Source organism: Acinetobacter sp. BMW17, from assembly GCF_001592855.1.
Lineage (GTDB): Bacteria > Pseudomonadota > Gammaproteobacteria > Pseudomonadales > Moraxellaceae > Acinetobacter > Acinetobacter johnsonii.
Genome location: NZ_LSOD01000023.1, coordinates 1 through 15866, shown reverse-complemented (window position 1 = coordinate 15866; position 15866 = coordinate 1). Strand labels below are relative to the sequence as shown.

Genomic DNA, 15866 nt, shown 5'->3' with positions numbered 1-15866 from the left:
AAAAATTCAGGATAGAGAAATAATCATGAGCGCAGTGTTGAATCGTAATATTTGTTTTATCGGCGGTGGTAACATGGCTCAAGCCCTCATTGGTGGCTTGATTTCACGTGGTTCACCTTCAACTCGCATTACGGTTTCTGATCCTGTTGAACAAGTTCGTCATTTATTGGCTGAAAAAGACTTGGTGGTGACTGAGGACAACGCATCTGCTATTCGTGAAGCCGATGTTGTGGTCTTAGCGGTTAAACCTCAAGTTTTAGCCAATGTTTTAAAGCCATTAAACGGTTTATTTGACGGTAAGTTGATTATTTCGATTGTTGCGGGTGCTGAAATTGCAACGATTGCTGCATTAGCTGGCAGTAATCGTATTGTTCGTGTGATGCCAAATACGCCTGCTTTAGTACAAACAGGTGCGCATGGTTTATATGCCACTGAGGCTGTAAATAAAGAAGACCGTGATTTGGCGAGCCAAGTACTTGCTGCGACAGGTTTGACTTTATGGGTAGGCGATGAAGCGCAAATTGATGCTGTGACTGCGGTGTCCGGTTCAGGTCCTGCGTATTTTTTCTATATGATGGAAAGCATGATCCGTGCAGGTAAAAACCTCGGTCTAGATGAAAAAGTAGCAACGGCGTTGACGTTGCAAACTGCATTGGGTGCGGCACAAATGGCAATCACGAGCTCAAATACACCAGCTGAATTGCGTAAAAATGTCACTTCACCGAATGGTACAACCCAAGCGGCACTTGAAGTGTTTGATCGTGCACAAATTTCACAAAATATCCAAGCTGCATTGGCTGCTGCTCAAAAGCGCAGTCAGGAACTTGCTCAAGAGCTGAGTGAAAGTAGCAAATAATCGTTTTATTTAGGAAAGTTCAAGTATGGGTGCAAACTCTGCGCTAATTTTTGGCATCATTATTAACGTTGCAATTTTACTGGTGTTCTTCCGCTTTCTCATGCAGTTGGCAGCGGTTAACTTTTATAACCCAGTAGTGATGTCGACCGTAAAAGCCACAAAAATTGTGGATATGTTTGGTCGTATTTTTCCAAATGTAGCGAAAGGCCGCGTTAACTTAGCGGCTTTAGTGCTTTTGGTTCTATTGTATTTGCTGAAAATTTTTGGTGTCATGTATCTCTCTGGAGCGATGCCAAATAGTCCTGTGCATTTGGTCATTTTAACTTTTGTGACCATGATTCAGGACTTGATTCGTTTCTGTCGTTACCTAATTTTTGCAACAATTATATTAAGTTGGGTCGTGATGTTTACGCAATCACGCTCGCCTTATATCGAAGTGATTCAAGAGCTTGCTGAACCATTATTGGCACCGTTTCGCCGTTTATTGCCCAATATGGGGATGATTGATCTTTCTCCAATCGTAGCGTTCTTGGCGTTGTATATTGCTGAAATGATTATGAATGAAGTGGCGATTGTCCTGCTCACTGGTTTATAAGATTGTAGCGAATAAAAAAGGACTCGATTGCGAGTCCTTTTTTTGTGGTTGAAATTTTTAGGTGAAGACGTTGATATTTCTTCTAGGAGGCAAATGACCTCCATACCAGCCTTCCTCCTAGGAGGAGGAAGGTGCAAATTTTTTAGTGGGCTTCATCCCAGTTTCGACCTTTGCCGACTTCAACCAACAATGGCACAGAAATCTGCAAAACAGACTGCATCACGTCTGCCAGTTTCGAAGCTAGTTCATCTGCAATACTTTCATCGACTTCAAAAACCAATTCATCGTGTACTTGTAGTAGCATTTTGGCTTGATCTTTAGGCAGCATTTGATCAACTGCAATCATCGCCATTTTAATAATGTCCGCAGCAGAACCTTGCAGCGGTGCATTAATTGCGGCACGTTCAGCCGCTTGTTTGATCATTTTATTGCTTGCCATAATATCGGGCGTATACAAGCGACGGCCTAAAATGGTTTCGACAAAACCTTGTTCACGTGCAATTTGGCGGGTACGTTCCATATAGTCGAGCACGCCCGGATAACGCTGGAAGTATTTCGCAATATAGCCACGCGATTCTTCACGGCTAAAACCGAGTTGACGGGTTAAGCCAAACTCAGACATGCCGTAGAGTAGACCGAAGTTGACGGCTTTGGCCTGACGACGTTGGTCTGAAGTAACATCTTCAAGTGCGACACCTAATACTTCAGCCGCTGTACGACGGTGTACATCTTGCCCATGATTAAAAGCATCGACCAAGGCTTCATCTTGTGAGAAATGTGCCATTAAACGCAGTTCAATTTGTGAATAATCGGCTGCCAAGAGCACGCGACCTTGTGGAGCAATAAAGGCTTTACGAATTTGACGTCCAATTTCCTCACGCACAGGAATGTTTTGTAAGTTGGGATCGGTCGAAGATAGACGGCCTGTTGCAGTCAGTGCTTGGTGGTAACTAGTATGCACACGATGGGTATCACTGTTGGCTTGTTTTAATAAGCCATCGGTATAGGTGCTTTTTAGTTTGGATAACCCACGATAGTCCAAGATTAGCTCGGTAATTGGGTGGTCAATCTTTTCTAAAACACTTTCAGAGGTACTGTACTGACCCGTTGCGGTTTTTTTGCCGCCCTTAAGTCCGAGTTTATCAAACAGAATTTCACCGACTTGCTTCGGCGAGCTGACATTGAAACTTTGTCCTGCTAGTTCGGTAATTTGGCTTTCAAGATTGGCCATGGTATTGGCAAACTCAATACCGAGTTGGTCAAGGAAGCCTAAGTCGAGCTCAATGCCGTTTTCTTCCATGATGGTGAGGACACGGGCAACTGGCATTTCGACATTGTGCAAGATATTGACCAGTTCGGGATGCTTTTGTAGTTTGGCATCGAGCACTTCAAACAGGCGATAGGTCACATGGGCATCTTCCGCAGCATAGTGCGCGGCGGTTTCGATCTCAATTTGGTTAAAGGTTTTCTGTTTTGCACCTTTACCTGCTACTTGTTCAAAGGTCGTGGTTAAGTGGCTGAGGTAGAGACGCGAAACGTCATCCATCCCGTGACGAGTCGCCACAGCATTGAGTACATAAGATGCCAACATGGTATCGAAATACCAGCCTTTTAGCTCAATGCCATGATTTTCTAAGACATGCGCATCATATTTCAAATGATGCCCAATTTTCTGAACCGACTCATCTTCTAAAATAGGCTTGATTTGCGCCAAGATCTGTTCACGATCTAACTGCGCAGGTGCATTTTCATAATCATGCGCAAGTGGAACGTAATAGGCATCTTGCGCATCAAATGCGACCGAAAACCCGACAATTTGCGCAACGCGATAGTCTAAACTGGTGGTTTCAGTATCAAAGGCAAAACGTTTTTCTGTAGTTAAACGCTTGAATAATTGTGTCCACTGTTCTGCACTGAGCACAGTATGGTAGTTCGCTTGACCCAGTTGGTCATCGACGCTGCTTTGAACAGCCTGATCTTCTGTATTGATAACGGTTTCAGACTGCGCTGATTTAGCAATGTGTTGCGTCGCTTGTTTGTAGGTTGCACTATTGGGATTGTTTGGATGATCGAGCGATTGCAACTGCTGACGGAATTCAAGCTCGGTATACAGTGAACGTAAGGCTTCGGTATTCGGATCTTGGAGTTTCAGATCGTCAAAGGTCAGTCCTGTCTCTAAGTCACAGACAATACTTGCCAGTTGGTGATCTAGAGCAATTCCATCAGCATGTTCTTTGATGTTTTGACCGACTTTGCCTTTGATTTTATCGACATTTTCTAAAATGCCACCAATCGAGCCGTATTCTGTTAACAGTTTTGCCGCAGTTTTTGCACCAACACCCGGAACACCCATAATGCCGTCAGAGGCATCGCCCATTAAAGTCAGATAGTCAATAATTTGGTTTGGCCACACCCCAAACTTTTCAAACACGCCATTTACATCCATCGGCTTGTCTTTAAAGCTGTCTTCTAAGGTGACTTTATCTGTCACCAACTGTGCCATGTCTTTATCGCCTGTGGAAATCAGCACTTGCTGTCCCGCGGCTTCCGCACGTTTGGCCAATGTCCCGATGATGTCATCTGCTTCGGCACCTGGGAGCATGTACAAGGGGATACCCAAAGCACGAATTAAGGCATGCAAATATGGAATTTGCTCTGATAACTCCTCAGGCATACTCGGGCGGTCACCTTTATAAATCGGCGATAGCACATGACGAAAAGTTGGTTCTGGTGTATCAAAAATGACTGCCATATGTGTTGGCTGGGTACGACGCATCAGTTTTTGGATGGCAGAAATTGCCCCACGAATTGCATTGGTATGTAAGCCAGTTGACGTGGTGAGCGGTGGCAAAGCATGAAAAGCACGAAATAAAAAGTATGAGCCATCGACCAAGACAAATGGTGGCATTGCAAGATTCCTTATCCAAATAACCCGTTTATTGTACGTGATTTTGGCACAGAACAAAGTGTATTGATGTACCGATTGGCATAGATGGTTACGGTTATGCGCTTAAAGATGTACTACAAGCTGATGTATTATTTGAAGATGAGAAAAAGAGATTGAGAACGGATGCAAACTGGACAGCGTGAAATTCGCATGATGTGGTTAATGGGGCTGACGATTGTTGCGATTGCAGCATGGTTTTTGGCCGTGCCGCTGTTGAGTGCATTGTGTGGAATCGCGTTGATCATGAGTGTTATGCACTATGTCGATAGCATTGAAAACCCTAGTATGACCTTGGCGGAACAACGGGGCATTGCTTTTCAGCCAACGTCAAAAGTGCCGCTTTACCTTGCTGCTTTCGTCATTTTGATCGGTATGGTGGGGCAATGGGGCGGACTCATTGGATTGGGGATCAGTGGTTGGTTGTTCTTTTTCTTTCGATGGTTACGTCGCCTAGAATATCTATTGTTATCCGTGCAAGCACAGCCATATCAGGTGATATCTGACCGATTCACAGAATCTGAAAATTCTCCCTCTTTACCCACTACTCTAAACAACACAGATGATTTAAGTCTCAGTGAGCAAGTGAAACGCTGGCTTTGGCAGGGCAATCCTGTCTTAAAAGTTGCGATTGTGATACTGCTGATTGGGCTTATTTTGTTATTACGCTTTGCCACCGAACATTGGCAGTTGAGTCTCGCGGTTAAGCTGAGCCTCGTTGCTGCGGTAAGTGTAGGTGTTGTGGTCTTTGGTTGTGTGCTCCTACAAAAGAACCGCAGTTTTGCTTTGGCTTTAGAAGCACTTGGACTGTCAGGCTTATTTTTGACCTTATTTTTTGCTTACTACAACGGCGTGATTGCAAGTTTAGCGATTGCAAGTCTGTGCTTTGTGGTGGTGATGGCGGTTACACTTTGGCTCAGTTTAAAACAGCAGTCGATTGAGCTGGCGTTGATGGCGATGATCATTGCTTATTTGGCACCCTTTACTTTGCCAGTACGGAATGCCACTGCGATAGAGCTAGTGGTCTATTATTTGGTCATTAATATTGCGGTTGCTGTTTTAAGCACGTTCAGACCGTGGAAAGTCCTCAACCAAATTGCTTTTTTAATGACGGTGGTCGTAGGCGGAGCGTATGCCTTTTATCAAGGCAAAGCGTCTGAGCGAGACATGCTGGCCGTGTTGGTTTTGGCACATAGTGCGGTCTTTATTTGGTTGAGTTTTCGTTATAGTCAACTGTTGGCGCGTGAGGATTTAACGCAGTTTAAGTTAAAACCGATCTTGGATGTGGCTTTGATTTTTGCTGCACCCATTGTTGCTTTTGCTTTTTTGTATGTGATGTATTTTGAAGAAACGACTTGGCAGGCAGGCTTTAGTCTGGGCTTTGCAGCGCTCTATGCCGTGCTTTATCAACTGCTAAAAAGAGCCCATAGCGTTGAGCTGATTGCGCAAAGTTATCTCAGTTTGACTTTGGTCTTCTTGGCACTGATTCCCCCTATTTTACTGCCTGATCAGTGGGGCGTAGTGGGTTGGAGTGTTGAGGGTGCATTGATCTTTATGTATGCCTTATATCGAAACTCTGCCCTGAGTCGTTATTTGGCGATGGGCTTATTGGCCGTGGCAGGACTATCAAGTCTGTATTATGTGGTGGAGCTCAATCGTTTTCCAACGGAAGTCTATTGGGCGCTGTGTCTGAGTTATTTTGCTGTGGTTGCCGTTGCCAACAGTGTAGAGCGCTTTAGACAACAGTTGTCTTTTGCCACCATTGCCTTTTTTTGCTTACAACTACTTTCAGCAACCAGCATGTTGTTTATTTTACTTTTGGATGAAATCGACAGTAAAAGTCAGGTAATGATGGCACTGCTGATCATCGTGCTTTTATATACAGTACTAAATGAATGGTTGCTCTACCGTAAAGCCAGTTGGTCATGGTTATTACCCAAATGGATTGGCCTGATTCCGCTGTATGCCGTTGCCTTCATTTTCTTGGTTGACCTGAGCCATGATGGCATCATTATGTGGTCGACTGGTTTAGATCGCCTCTTGTTTGCTTTAACAAGTGGATTACTCACGTTGCTGTGGTTGCGCCCGTTACAGGGGGTAGCGGATGAGCAGGAGTGGGTGAGTTTGGGTGCTTTACTCAGTTTGGCGTTCACCAGCTTAACTCTCATTCCAAGTATGCCGTATTTGAGCATGGTCATTTTACCGCTGGCCTTTGCTGCATGGTGCTATACACAACCGACTCAAACGCGATGGAGACAGTTTTGGCGGGCACGCAACACCTTAGTGCTCATGTTGTTTTGGATCGTGTGTTCTCAGATCTTTAGCCAACAAGCTTTTGCAGGATACTGGTTACCCATTTTCAACCCATTTGACTTGGTCAGTATTGCAATGCTGATCGGTTTCATTTGGATGCTGAATTTACAAATGAAATCGGGTTTGGAAAAAAGTCTGGGTGCCATTTTGATGATGTCGAGTCTACTTTGGCTCAGTAGTTATGTGGTGCTACGTGCGCTTCATGTCTATTTCCTCACACCCTATAATGACTGGGAAATGTGGGAAAATGCCTTGGTGCAACTGAGCTTTACTTTGCTTTGGGTCAGTTTGGCTTTCATTTGCATGCTGACGGCAACCAAACGCAACTTGCGTTCATTGTGGATTTTCGGTGGCTGTATTTTAGTTCTGGTGACGCTGAAATTGGTCTTGTTTGACTTATCTCACATTGGGACACTCACCCGCGTGATTTCATTTTTAGGTGCGGGTTTAGTGATGTTAGTGATTGCGTATATTGCGCCGATGCCGGAACTTGAGGAAAAGACCAATTAAACAAGTTCAGCTCCTTATGTCTGCATGGATCATAAGGAGCTGAAGAGATTTATTTGATGTTCGGTTCTCGTTTTAAGGCTTGCGCATTGGCATATTGATCAATTTCTTCATTGGATAATGGACGTGAAAGCGGATGATCGACAAAACCCATTTTCGGCACAGGAATTTCGATTTGGTTATCTAAGAAACCATTGCGAATACGTTCCTGCATTTCATCGCGCACTTGTAAAAAGTGTTCTTGCTGACACCACACGGCAAACAATAACTCAATCGAAGACTCGCGAAAGGCGGTGACGGTGACGGCAGGTTTAGGGTCGGCCAGCACCAAAGGATATTTATTAGCCACATCAATCAGCACCTCGCGTACTTTAATGATGTTCTCATGAAAGTTAATTGCTAGGGTGATGGGAATACGCCGTATTGGAAACTTAGAGAGGTTATGAACTGGGGCTCGAATCAGTTGTTCATTCGGTAGTCGTACATAAATGTTGTCCTGAGTGAGTAACTTAACCGAGAGTAGGTCAATTGAAATGACTTCACCTTCAATGGTATTGCCGCGAATAAGGGTGATTGAAATGGTGTCACCAATTTCAAAAGAACCTTCACCAATCAGGAATAATCCACTGATTAAGTTGGATGCAGATGTTTGTGAGGCAAAACCCAAAGCAACCGTCAAAATACCTGCTGCGCCTAAAAACACACTGAGTTTAAAACCAGCTTCTTTGAGGCTGGCCATCACAAAAATTAGGAAAATAAAGTAAAAAATACCACGACGCCAGACCAGCCGTTGGTGGGCGTTAAACTTGGTGCCAATGGTTCGGATAAAGGTATTTGAAACCAGACGTGCCAAGAGAAACCCAACAAAACACAGCACTAAGGCAATTAAGATTTCCGTTAGTCGTTCTGTATTGATGTTGGTAAAAATGCCTTTTAGGCTACTGGTAATTTCTTGGGGAATATTTGAGTTTGGCATCTGTCCCCCTTAGAAGAATGAATCAAACATATTAAATAACGCGCTCGCCGAAGAGCGTGGCGGATGCACATAAATCACTTTGCCTGCATGCGGCGGCGTACGGTTCTCGATACGGATTCGCGGTGGTCGATCGGCGCCTTCATGTAAGACTTTAATTTGCGATGTCCAAAGTCGATCCGTACTTTCACTATAAAATAAAGGCAGGGCTGAAACAGGCACGTTCATGCGGTCAAAACGCAGTTGTAAATGGCTGGTGTTGTGGAACTCAATGGGCGTCACTGCACGAAATGCACGTGGTTTGAGTTGATGCAATTCAGTTCGACCATCGACAGCTGTAGCGTAGGCAATTTCACCTGTACGCTGGTTTGGCCCAAACCAAGTTTCTTTGGGTAAAATCACAGGAATATCAAATAGGGGATCGCGCTGACCTTCAATAAAACCCGAAATCCATAACGGAGTGCTGATATACAGCGTCCCGCGCTGACCAGCTGGAATATAAATCGGGTCGACAGGTTTAATTACCACTGAACGATCGGCCAAACGTGGCATCAGTTGAATCGTATGGTGAGTGTTTTTAAACATGTAGCGTTTAATTTCAACGGGTTGTGGAAAGGCGAAATGAGGGTCTTCTATCGCATGCCATTTTTGCTCATAGTCGTACTGAACTTGAGGGCGATGAAACTCTAAACGCCACTCTTGTAGACCGCGTGTGAGGCGAAAAAGTAATGAGCCGAACTGCCACGCACGGGCTTGATTCAACTCAAAGTTGTATTCCCCCCACCATTTTAAATTGGGGCTATCCGATTCAAACAGTTCATTCATATTAGGCAACAGCACATTTCCTTATATTGCAAATCAGTGAAAAACAGACTTCACGCTGTCATATGCTTAGAGTACACTCAAAATAATATTTTTCATCATTATTATAATTTTAAGATGCAAGTGCTTAAACAATTACAAATTCCCTATAGTTTTGCGAAGCGTCATGGTGTGCTGTTGCGTTATGAAGGTGATCAAGCCTTTATTGTGCGCCGTGAAAGTACCCCGTTGTTGGCTTTGCAAGAGGCACGTCGTTTTTTAGGTGTGGCAGCACAACATCAACTGTGTAGTGATGAAGAATTTCATCAGCTTTTAAGCAGTAGCTATGCAGGGGACAGTGGCGAATCACAACAAGTGGCCGCTGGTTTAGACGATCATCCCGATTTACTTAGTTTAGCTGACCAAGTGCCTGAAGCTGAAGATCTGATGGATCAAGAAGATGATGCCCCAATTGTTCGTTTGATTAATGCATTATTGTCTGAAGCCATTCGTGTTGGCGCATCCGATATTCATATTGAAGCCTTTGAAAAGAAACTATCGGTGCGTTTACGTGTCGATGGGCAATTACGTGAAATTGTGCAGCCACGCCGTGAACTAGCACCGCTGTTGGTGTCTCGTATTAAAGTCATGGCAAAACTGGATATTGCGGAAAAACGGATTCCGCAAGATGGGCGTATTTCACTGCGTTTAGCCGGTCGTGAAGTGGATGTGCGTGTATCGACTTTGCCATCATCACATGGCGAACGTGTGGTGATGCGTTTATTAGATAAACAAGCCGGTCGTTTGAACATGACACATTTGGGCTTGTTGAAACCTGACTATGAGCGTTTAACCCAATTGGTGCATCGCCCACACGGGATTATTTTGATCACAGGTCCGACAGGTTCGGGTAAAACCACAACGCTTTATGCGGCGCTTTCAGACCTCAATGATGGTTCGAAAAATATTTTGACCGCAGAAGACCCGATTGAATATCAACTGGAAGGGATTGGACAGACACAAGTCAACACCAAAGTCGATATGACTTTTGCGAGAGCCTTAAAGGCCATGCTACGACAAGACCCTGATGTAGTCATGGTGGGTGAAATACGTGACTTGGAAACGGCTGAAATTGCGGTACAAGCATCGCTCACAGGGCATTTGGTTTTATCTACACTGCATACCAATACGGCCATTGGTGCGGTGACCCGCTTAAAAGATATGGGCATTGAACCGTTTTTGCTATCGAGTTCTTTGATTGGTGTCATTGCACAGCGTTTAGTGCGAACCTTATGTAGTCACTGTGTGACATGGCATGATGCCGATACTTTTGAAACACAACTGTTTCAGCATTTGAACCCAAAAGTAGAACTTCAGTTACCTCAACCGAATGGCTGTGAACGTTGTTCACATACGGGTTTTACGGGGCGGACGGCAATTTATGAAATTGTTGCTGTGGACGATCAGATGCGCCGTTTAGTTCATGGCAATGCAGCTGAGTTTGAGCTAGAAAGTTATGCAAGACAACACTCAGGTTCTATTCGTGATGATGGTTTGCGTAAAGTATTGGCGGGGAAAACTACACTGGAAGAAGTATTGCGTGTGACCAATGACGCTGCTGAATAATAGAATATCGAGTAGTGGATACGGATTATGTGTGTAGTTGTATTATCCTGAAATTACCTGATGTGTTTCATAACAGATTTCGTTTTACTTTTAGAATGAAAATAAAGAACTTTATAATGATGAATAAATCCTTAGCCTTGTTTGGTGTGTTGAGTGGTATGGTATTTTTTACTCCACTCAGTTTTGCAAAAGATGAAACTTTTAATGTTTATAAACAATGCAATGATGAAATGGAGTGGTCTTGTGATGTCATTAGAAACACCAATGGCAAGAAAGAAAAAGTTTATGGCGGTATGAAATCACCAAACATTGAGCGTTTAAATCAAAATTATTATCATGTTCAAATGTCATGTGGTAGTCCATGTCAGGCTCATAGTTTTCTATCGAGAAATAAACAAAAAGATGATGTGACTCAAGAATTTATCGCTATTGATACGAAAAATAATTGTTTAATTGAAACTGATTCTGAGCACAATAGAATCACAGCTCGCCAATTAAATTCGAAAAAAAGACATATTTTGATCAGTACTCAGCACCCTATTTTTCAAAACGTCCCTATTTTTGATATTGCCCAATATACTGTGTTCCAAGGCACTTCTTATTTTGATCAAAAAGGAAATTTGATTTTGCTGGCAGATGAAATCGATGATCAAAAGAAATTTAAAAAGATATTTCTAAACCCTTGTAAGTTATAAAATCTCTATCCCAAAGCTATGACTTTGGGATAGAAGAGATGACTTAAACAATTACATTCAATGTCACATCAATATTACCACGCGTTGCATTTGAATAAGGGCAAACGATATGTGCTGCATCCACTAATTTTTGGGCTTCTGCTTGCTCTAAACCTTCTAAGTGAATGTTCAAGGTCACTTGAATACCAAAACCTGTTGGAATAGGGCCAATCCCAACATCACCTTCGATATAAACATCAGGTGTAATTTTTAACTGGTCACGGTTAGCAACAAACTTCATTGCACCTAGAAAACATGCAGAATAACCTGCGGCAAAAAGCTGTTCAGGGTTCGTTCCACCACCTGCGCCGCCCATTTCTTTAGGAACGGTGAGTTTTACATCTAAAATTCCATCAGAAGAGGTTGCGCGACCATCACGGCCACCTGTCGCTTTAGCATGTGCTGTATAAACTACTTTTTCTAAAGACATTGTGATTCCCTGAATATTGTATTTGAGTCCTTATCCTGTCCTAAATTGCAGAAAGAATAAGCAGTGTTTTTGTAAATTTATACAGAGTGTGCTTACGATTAGGTTGAAGGTTTAGTCTATTAAATATCAATGATATGGATGTCTATTATTGTTTTTTAACATTCGCGATCGGGGCTTGTCGATGTGAATGAAAACTGAGAGCGATTCGGGATATTATTAATTTTTAAAGGTAAATAGAGTCATGCATTTTATGAGTGCTAGAGCTACTCAATGAAAGAGCAGCAGTGAATCAATATGAAGTTTTTGTGCGAAGAATAACCTTGTCTTAAACGATCGCAGCGTGATTAAAACTGCACTAATTTTCGGTGTTGCATTAACGGCATGCTTTCACGGATTTGAGCTTGTTCTGCCAAGTCAAAAGGTACAGTAATCAACTGTGCACCCGGGTTAAGAATTAAATCCAAAACTTGACCACGGCTATTGGTTGCTGCTGCATGTCCCCAAGTCTGTCTTTTTTCACCATGCCAGCCTTGTTGCGCTGCGCCTAACACGATGCTTTGGCTATCCATCGCACGGGCTTGTAATAATAACTGCCAGTGCATTTGCCCCGTAGTGTAGGTAAATGCAGCAGGAGCAGTTAAAATATTTGCACCACGCGCGCGTAAAGTTAAAGCCAGTTCAGGAAAGCGTAAGTCATAGCAAACCATTAAGCCAATATTACCAAAAGGTGTTTTTGACACAACGACATCTGTACCAGGTTCAAAAAACTTAGATTCTTGGTAGTCACCCACAGCATCGCCAACTTGTACGTCAAACAAATGAATTTTGTCATAACGTGCTTCAGTACGTTCAGGGCTAATGCAAAGACTGACTGTACGAACACGACCATCTTCAATAACAGAACCATCTGGACGGAACGGGCATGGGAGAGTACCTGCGACGATCCAGATCTGATATTGATGAGCAAGATTTTCTAAACGCTTTTGAATGTCTTCAAACTGTGCAGCGGTCTCACGTTGTTTGCCTGCGGCAAAACAAACGAAGTTTTCGGGGAATACAATAAGTTCAGCACCATTTGCTTTACTTTGTTGAATGAGAGACTCAATGACAAGGAAGTTTGCTTCGATGTCATTTTGAGAGTTCATCTGTACAACAGAAAGTAAAGTCATAAATGGGCCTATAAAATTTGTTGTTATGCGTTTTGTTGCTGTGACACTTGATCGAGGCTGTCTTGTTCTTTTTGCAACTGTTTGACCAGCGGTTCAAACATATTTTGATTACTTTGATTCAGTTCCATCAAAGTCTTATGCGCATCTAGTACGGTGTTTAACATATTACGATGTGTAATGTGTTCTTCCATCAGTTCGAGGGTACAAACGTTTGGATCGCCACAGTAGTTTAAAATCACAAAAACCTGCCCTAGCCCCATACTGTTGGCTAAGGTAGTGATATCAGAGTTGGTGGACAACATGACAGCTTGGATATTATGGATCTGTTTAAGCTTTAAGCCTAACTTTGCCAAAATGCCTAACACAGTGCTGTCGATGAATGTAGTTTGGGTTAAATCTACGATTGCACCAACAACATTTGACTGTTGTTCAATACGGTTTAAAAGTTTGTCTAGACTGATACAAGATTGGGCACGCACTTCGCCAATAAGCTTAAAAATATGCGTTCCATTCAAGCTTGCATATTCAACATGACCTGTTGACATATAAATGCCATTTGCAGAGAAGGATAGGAAATTATCCCATAGGGCAAATACTTACTCAAGTATCTAACAGTCTTAGAAAATAGGATATTGTAATAAGTTATTGATAATTTGATTAATTCATTCGACGTAAACTTAAAATAGCAATATCGTCTGCAACATGCTCTGGTGCTTCAAAGGATTGATTTTGCAAATGATAGACCAATTGTGTGAACTGATCATTCAGTCCGCCATTGAAGGGTTCGAGTGCGCCATCGGAACAAATAATGAAGCGGGCATGACGGTTGAGTACACATTCATGCTCTTCAACTTCCAGTTCTTCAGTAAGGCCTAAAGGAAAACTACTGGTATGTAAGATTTTAGGAGCTTGATTTGGCTCAAAGATAATTGCGGGGGGGTAATGTCCTGCACTCGACCAACGAAGTTGATGTGTTTCGAGGTTTAAAATCCCTGCAATCATGGTGATGTGCTTTTCAATATTCTCTTGAACCAACATGCCATTGAGTTTCTTAATTAACCCACGCGGTGTTTTGGCACGACCATGAAAAGCCGCCATCCAAGAGGTTAATAAGCTACTGGTGACCCCATGACCAGATACATCAGCTAAATAGAACATCACTTCTTTATCGCTAATTTTCCAATAATCAAACCAGTCTCCAGACAAATAAGCAGAAGGCTGAAAAAACGTTTCAACGGTGTAGTTTTGGAGTTCTATAGCGTTTGGTAAAAGTCGCTTTTGTAACTCTGCTGCAGAAGGTAAATCTCGACTGTCTTGATTACGCTTATATTGAGCATCAATTTTGAGTAAGGATTGCTGTGGGTTACTGGGCAGTTTATTCCACATCCAACCTGCTAAAGCACCGAGTTCCCAAGCTTGGGCTAAAGCACTACCTTCATTTTCAAAGGCAAGGACAATGGTGGGCAGTGTCCATTTATAATCTAAATAATCTTGGATATCGGCAATAGCAATAATAGTCGGGTCATAAAGATCAATGTCTTCTATGCGAATCATTTGCACACTTGGTAGTGTGTCTAGCACCTGTTCTAAATATGGAATATGGCGAGAAGGTTGAATGAAATACATAAAAAAAATGGCTTATCCTTAGCATTAAGCTATTGCTTTACTATAACAAGCAAATTACAGCTAGAGAAAAAAAATTCAACTCTAGCTGCAATACATTGTTATTCCGTATCTAACATTTGATGCGATTCATTGGTTGATGGAGAGTTAGAGGAATCATCATCACCGACCTCATCAATGAACATTCCTTCAGCTTCTTGGCCTTTTTTCTCAGCAATAATGAAGTTTTTACGTTGTAAATAAATATCACGAATTGAGGAATATTTGTCGCCTTGAATCGCACCCTCAATATCAATCAGTTGTGATCGCACATCAATACCACGTAAAGTCTGTTCCGCCCAATACAGGCCTTCTTCATCTTCTAATATGTATCTTTGTGGGCGCGCATAGCCGTCAACAACCAAGCCAAAGCCATCACGGAAAGTACTTGGCCCAAAAACAGGAAGTACTAGGTATGGGCCAGATGGAACCCCCCAATAGCCAAGAGTCGTACCAAAGTTTTCATCTTCAGTTTCTAAACCCAAGCGCGAAGCAGGATCTGCAAAACCTAAAGTAGTTACCGTATTAATGGTAAATCGACCTAAAGTTTTTGCGGCACGGCCGGGACGACCTTGTATAAGTTGGTTCACCGCATTCCAAGGTTCACCCAGGTTTTTACGAAAGCCACTATAAGAGTCACGAATCGGAGAAGGGATCTTTTCTTTATATTCCACAGCAATTGGGCGAACGATCGCACGGTCTAAAGCATCATTGACGGCAAAAATTTGTCTATTTAAAGGTTGAAGCGGATCTTTTACATTATCAGGTTGTGCTGCATTGGCATCTACTTTTAAATCTTTTGCTTTAATATTCTTTAATTCTTTAAGCGAAGAAGATTGAGCTGTTTGCGGATCAGCACTGGTATCTATTTCGCTGGCAGCTGTAGGCGCTACATCTTCAGCAAATGCAAATGTTGTAAAGCCTACAAAGAGTAGACCAGCACATAAGTGGCGAATGTGTTGCATATAAAAGAGTTCCGGAACTTTATAATCAGCAGGTGAATTAAAAAAATAATCTTTTAACTATCTTAACAGCTCTTTATTGCTCATTGTTAAATCAAATTTTAAGAAATGTTAGTAAAAAAGCGACATTTTGCTGAATAAATAAACAAGCGGGAGTTTTTTTATAAATAATTGAAGAAAGGGGGTTGTGTTGGGTGTGAAATACTGTAGAATGCACATCCATCGGCGGTGATGTTGATTAAAACTTGTTGAGAAACAAGGATTTAGCTCAAGAGTCAAAATCTGGAAGTCTTG

At 42.5% G+C, this 15866-nt stretch carries 13 protein-coding genes; 5 read left to right on the top strand and 8 right to left on the bottom strand.

Annotated features, from left to right (window positions below):
* Positions 1-19 precede the first annotated feature (19 nt).
* Positions 20-856 (top strand): pyrroline-5-carboxylate reductase, encoded by an 837-nt coding sequence (gene proC / locus AXW61_RS06540; protein WP_171254053.1) that lies wholly within the window; start codon positions 20-22, stop codon positions 854-856.
* Between the two features lie 25 nt (positions 857-881).
* Positions 882-1451 carry a YggT family protein gene (locus tag AXW61_RS06535; RefSeq protein ID WP_004979206.1) on the top strand — a complete coding sequence of 190 codons (570 nt, stop codon included), beginning with the start codon at positions 882-884 and terminating at the stop codon, positions 1449-1451.
* 142 nt (positions 1452-1593) lie between these two features.
* Here the strand turns inward: AXW61_RS06535 and polA are convergent, their stop codons facing one another.
* A complete protein-coding gene (gene polA / locus AXW61_RS06530) occupies positions 1594-4359 on the bottom strand; it encodes a DNA polymerase I (protein WP_062033445.1) in 2766 nt (921 codons plus the stop codon).
* A gap of 162 nt (positions 4360-4521) precedes the next feature.
* Between polA and AXW61_RS06525 the strand changes: the two genes are divergently transcribed.
* Positions 4522-7218: a DUF2339 domain-containing protein gene (locus AXW61_RS06525; RefSeq protein ID WP_062033442.1), complete on the top strand. Its 2697-nt coding sequence runs from the start codon at positions 4522-4524 to the stop codon at positions 7216-7218.
* 49 nt (positions 7219-7267) lie between these two features.
* Here AXW61_RS06525 and AXW61_RS06520 read toward each other — a convergent pair whose 3' ends face one another.
* Both AXW61_RS06520 and AXW61_RS06515 read right to left on the bottom strand, forming a co-directional pair.
* Positions 7268-8191 (bottom strand): mechanosensitive ion channel family protein, encoded by a 924-nt coding sequence (locus tag AXW61_RS06520; RefSeq protein WP_004692251.1) that lies wholly within the window; start codon positions 8189-8191, stop codon positions 7268-7270.
* 9 nt (positions 8192-8200) lie between these two features.
* Positions 8201-9022, bottom strand: a complete 822-nt coding sequence (locus AXW61_RS06515; protein WP_240487440.1) for a hypothetical protein — start codon at positions 9020-9022, stop codon at positions 8201-8203.
* A gap of 105 nt (positions 9023-9127) precedes the next feature.
* Between AXW61_RS06515 and gspE the strand changes: the two genes are divergently transcribed.
* Positions 9128-10615 (top strand): type II secretion system ATPase GspE, encoded by a 1488-nt coding sequence (gspE, locus tag AXW61_RS06510; RefSeq protein ID WP_062033437.1) that lies wholly within the window; start codon positions 9128-9130, stop codon positions 10613-10615.
* A 116-nt stretch (positions 10616-10731) separates the two neighbouring features.
* Positions 10732-11310 (top strand): hypothetical protein, encoded by a 579-nt coding sequence (locus AXW61_RS06505; RefSeq protein ID WP_062033435.1) that lies wholly within the window; start codon positions 10732-10734, stop codon positions 11308-11310.
* A 43-nt stretch (positions 11311-11353) separates the two neighbouring features.
* Here AXW61_RS06505 and AXW61_RS06500 read toward each other — a convergent pair whose 3' ends face one another.
* From AXW61_RS06500 to AXW61_RS06480, 5 genes are all read right to left on the bottom strand, one after another.
* On the bottom strand, positions 11354-11779 hold the full coding sequence (locus AXW61_RS06500) for an organic hydroperoxide resistance protein (protein ID WP_005400731.1): 426 nt from the start codon (positions 11777-11779) through the stop codon (positions 11354-11356).
* A 344-nt stretch (positions 11780-12123) separates the two neighbouring features.
* Positions 12124-12948, bottom strand: coding sequence for a carbon-nitrogen hydrolase family protein (locus tag AXW61_RS06495; RefSeq protein ID WP_062033432.1), 825 nt, complete (start codon positions 12946-12948; stop codon positions 12124-12126).
* Between the two features lie 23 nt (positions 12949-12971).
* Positions 12972-13493, bottom strand: a complete 522-nt coding sequence (gene gigB / locus AXW61_RS06490) for an anti-anti-sigma factor GigB (RefSeq protein ID WP_004692241.1) — start codon at positions 13491-13493, stop codon at positions 12972-12974.
* 112 nt (positions 13494-13605) lie between these two features.
* Positions 13606-14574 carry an RsbU family protein phosphatase GigA gene (gene gigA / locus AXW61_RS06485; protein WP_062033429.1) on the bottom strand — a complete coding sequence of 323 codons (969 nt, stop codon included), beginning with the start codon at positions 14572-14574 and terminating at the stop codon, positions 13606-13608.
* A gap of 98 nt (positions 14575-14672) precedes the next feature.
* Entirely contained in the window at positions 14673-15575 is a 903-nt protein-coding gene (locus tag AXW61_RS06480; protein WP_062033426.1) for a VacJ family lipoprotein, read from the bottom strand.
* Positions 15576-15866 lie beyond the last annotated feature (291 nt).

Bases quoted from the DNA above. Each gene is read 5' to 3' on its own strand.
- gspE (WP_062033437.1), top strand. From the start codon at position 9,128: ATGCAAGTGCTTAAACAATTACAAATTCCCTATAGTTTTGCGAAGCGT.
- AXW61_RS06535 (WP_004979206.1), top strand. From the start codon at position 882: ATGGGTGCAAACTCTGCGCTAATTTTTGGCATCATTATTAACGTTGCA.
- AXW61_RS06505 (WP_062033435.1), top strand. From the start codon at position 10,732: ATGATGAATAAATCCTTAGCCTTGTTTGGTGTGTTGAGTGGTATGGTA.
- AXW61_RS06500 (WP_005400731.1), bottom strand. From the start codon at position 11,779: ATGTCTTTAGAAAAAGTAGTTTATACAGCACATGCTAAAGCGACAGGT.
- gigA (WP_062033429.1), bottom strand. From the start codon at position 14,574: ATGTATTTCATTCAACCTTCTCGCCATATTCCATATTTAGAACAGGTG.
- AXW61_RS06520 (WP_004692251.1), bottom strand. From the start codon at position 8,191: ATGCCAAACTCAAATATTCCCCAAGAAATTACCAGTAGCCTAAAAGGC.
- AXW61_RS06525 (WP_062033442.1), top strand. From the start codon at position 4,522: ATGCAAACTGGACAGCGTGAAATTCGCATGATGTGGTTAATGGGGCTG.
- AXW61_RS06480 (WP_062033426.1), bottom strand. From the start codon at position 15,575: ATGCAACACATTCGCCACTTATGTGCTGGTCTACTCTTTGTAGGCTTT.
- polA (WP_062033445.1), bottom strand. From the start codon at position 4,359: ATGCCACCATTTGTCTTGGTCGATGGCTCATACTTTTTATTTCGTGCT.
- AXW61_RS06495 (WP_062033432.1), bottom strand. From the start codon at position 12,948: ATGACTTTACTTTCTGTTGTACAGATGAACTCTCAAAATGACATCGAA.
- gigB (WP_004692241.1), bottom strand. From the start codon at position 13,493: ATGTCAACAGGTCATGTTGAATATGCAAGCTTGAATGGAACGCATATT.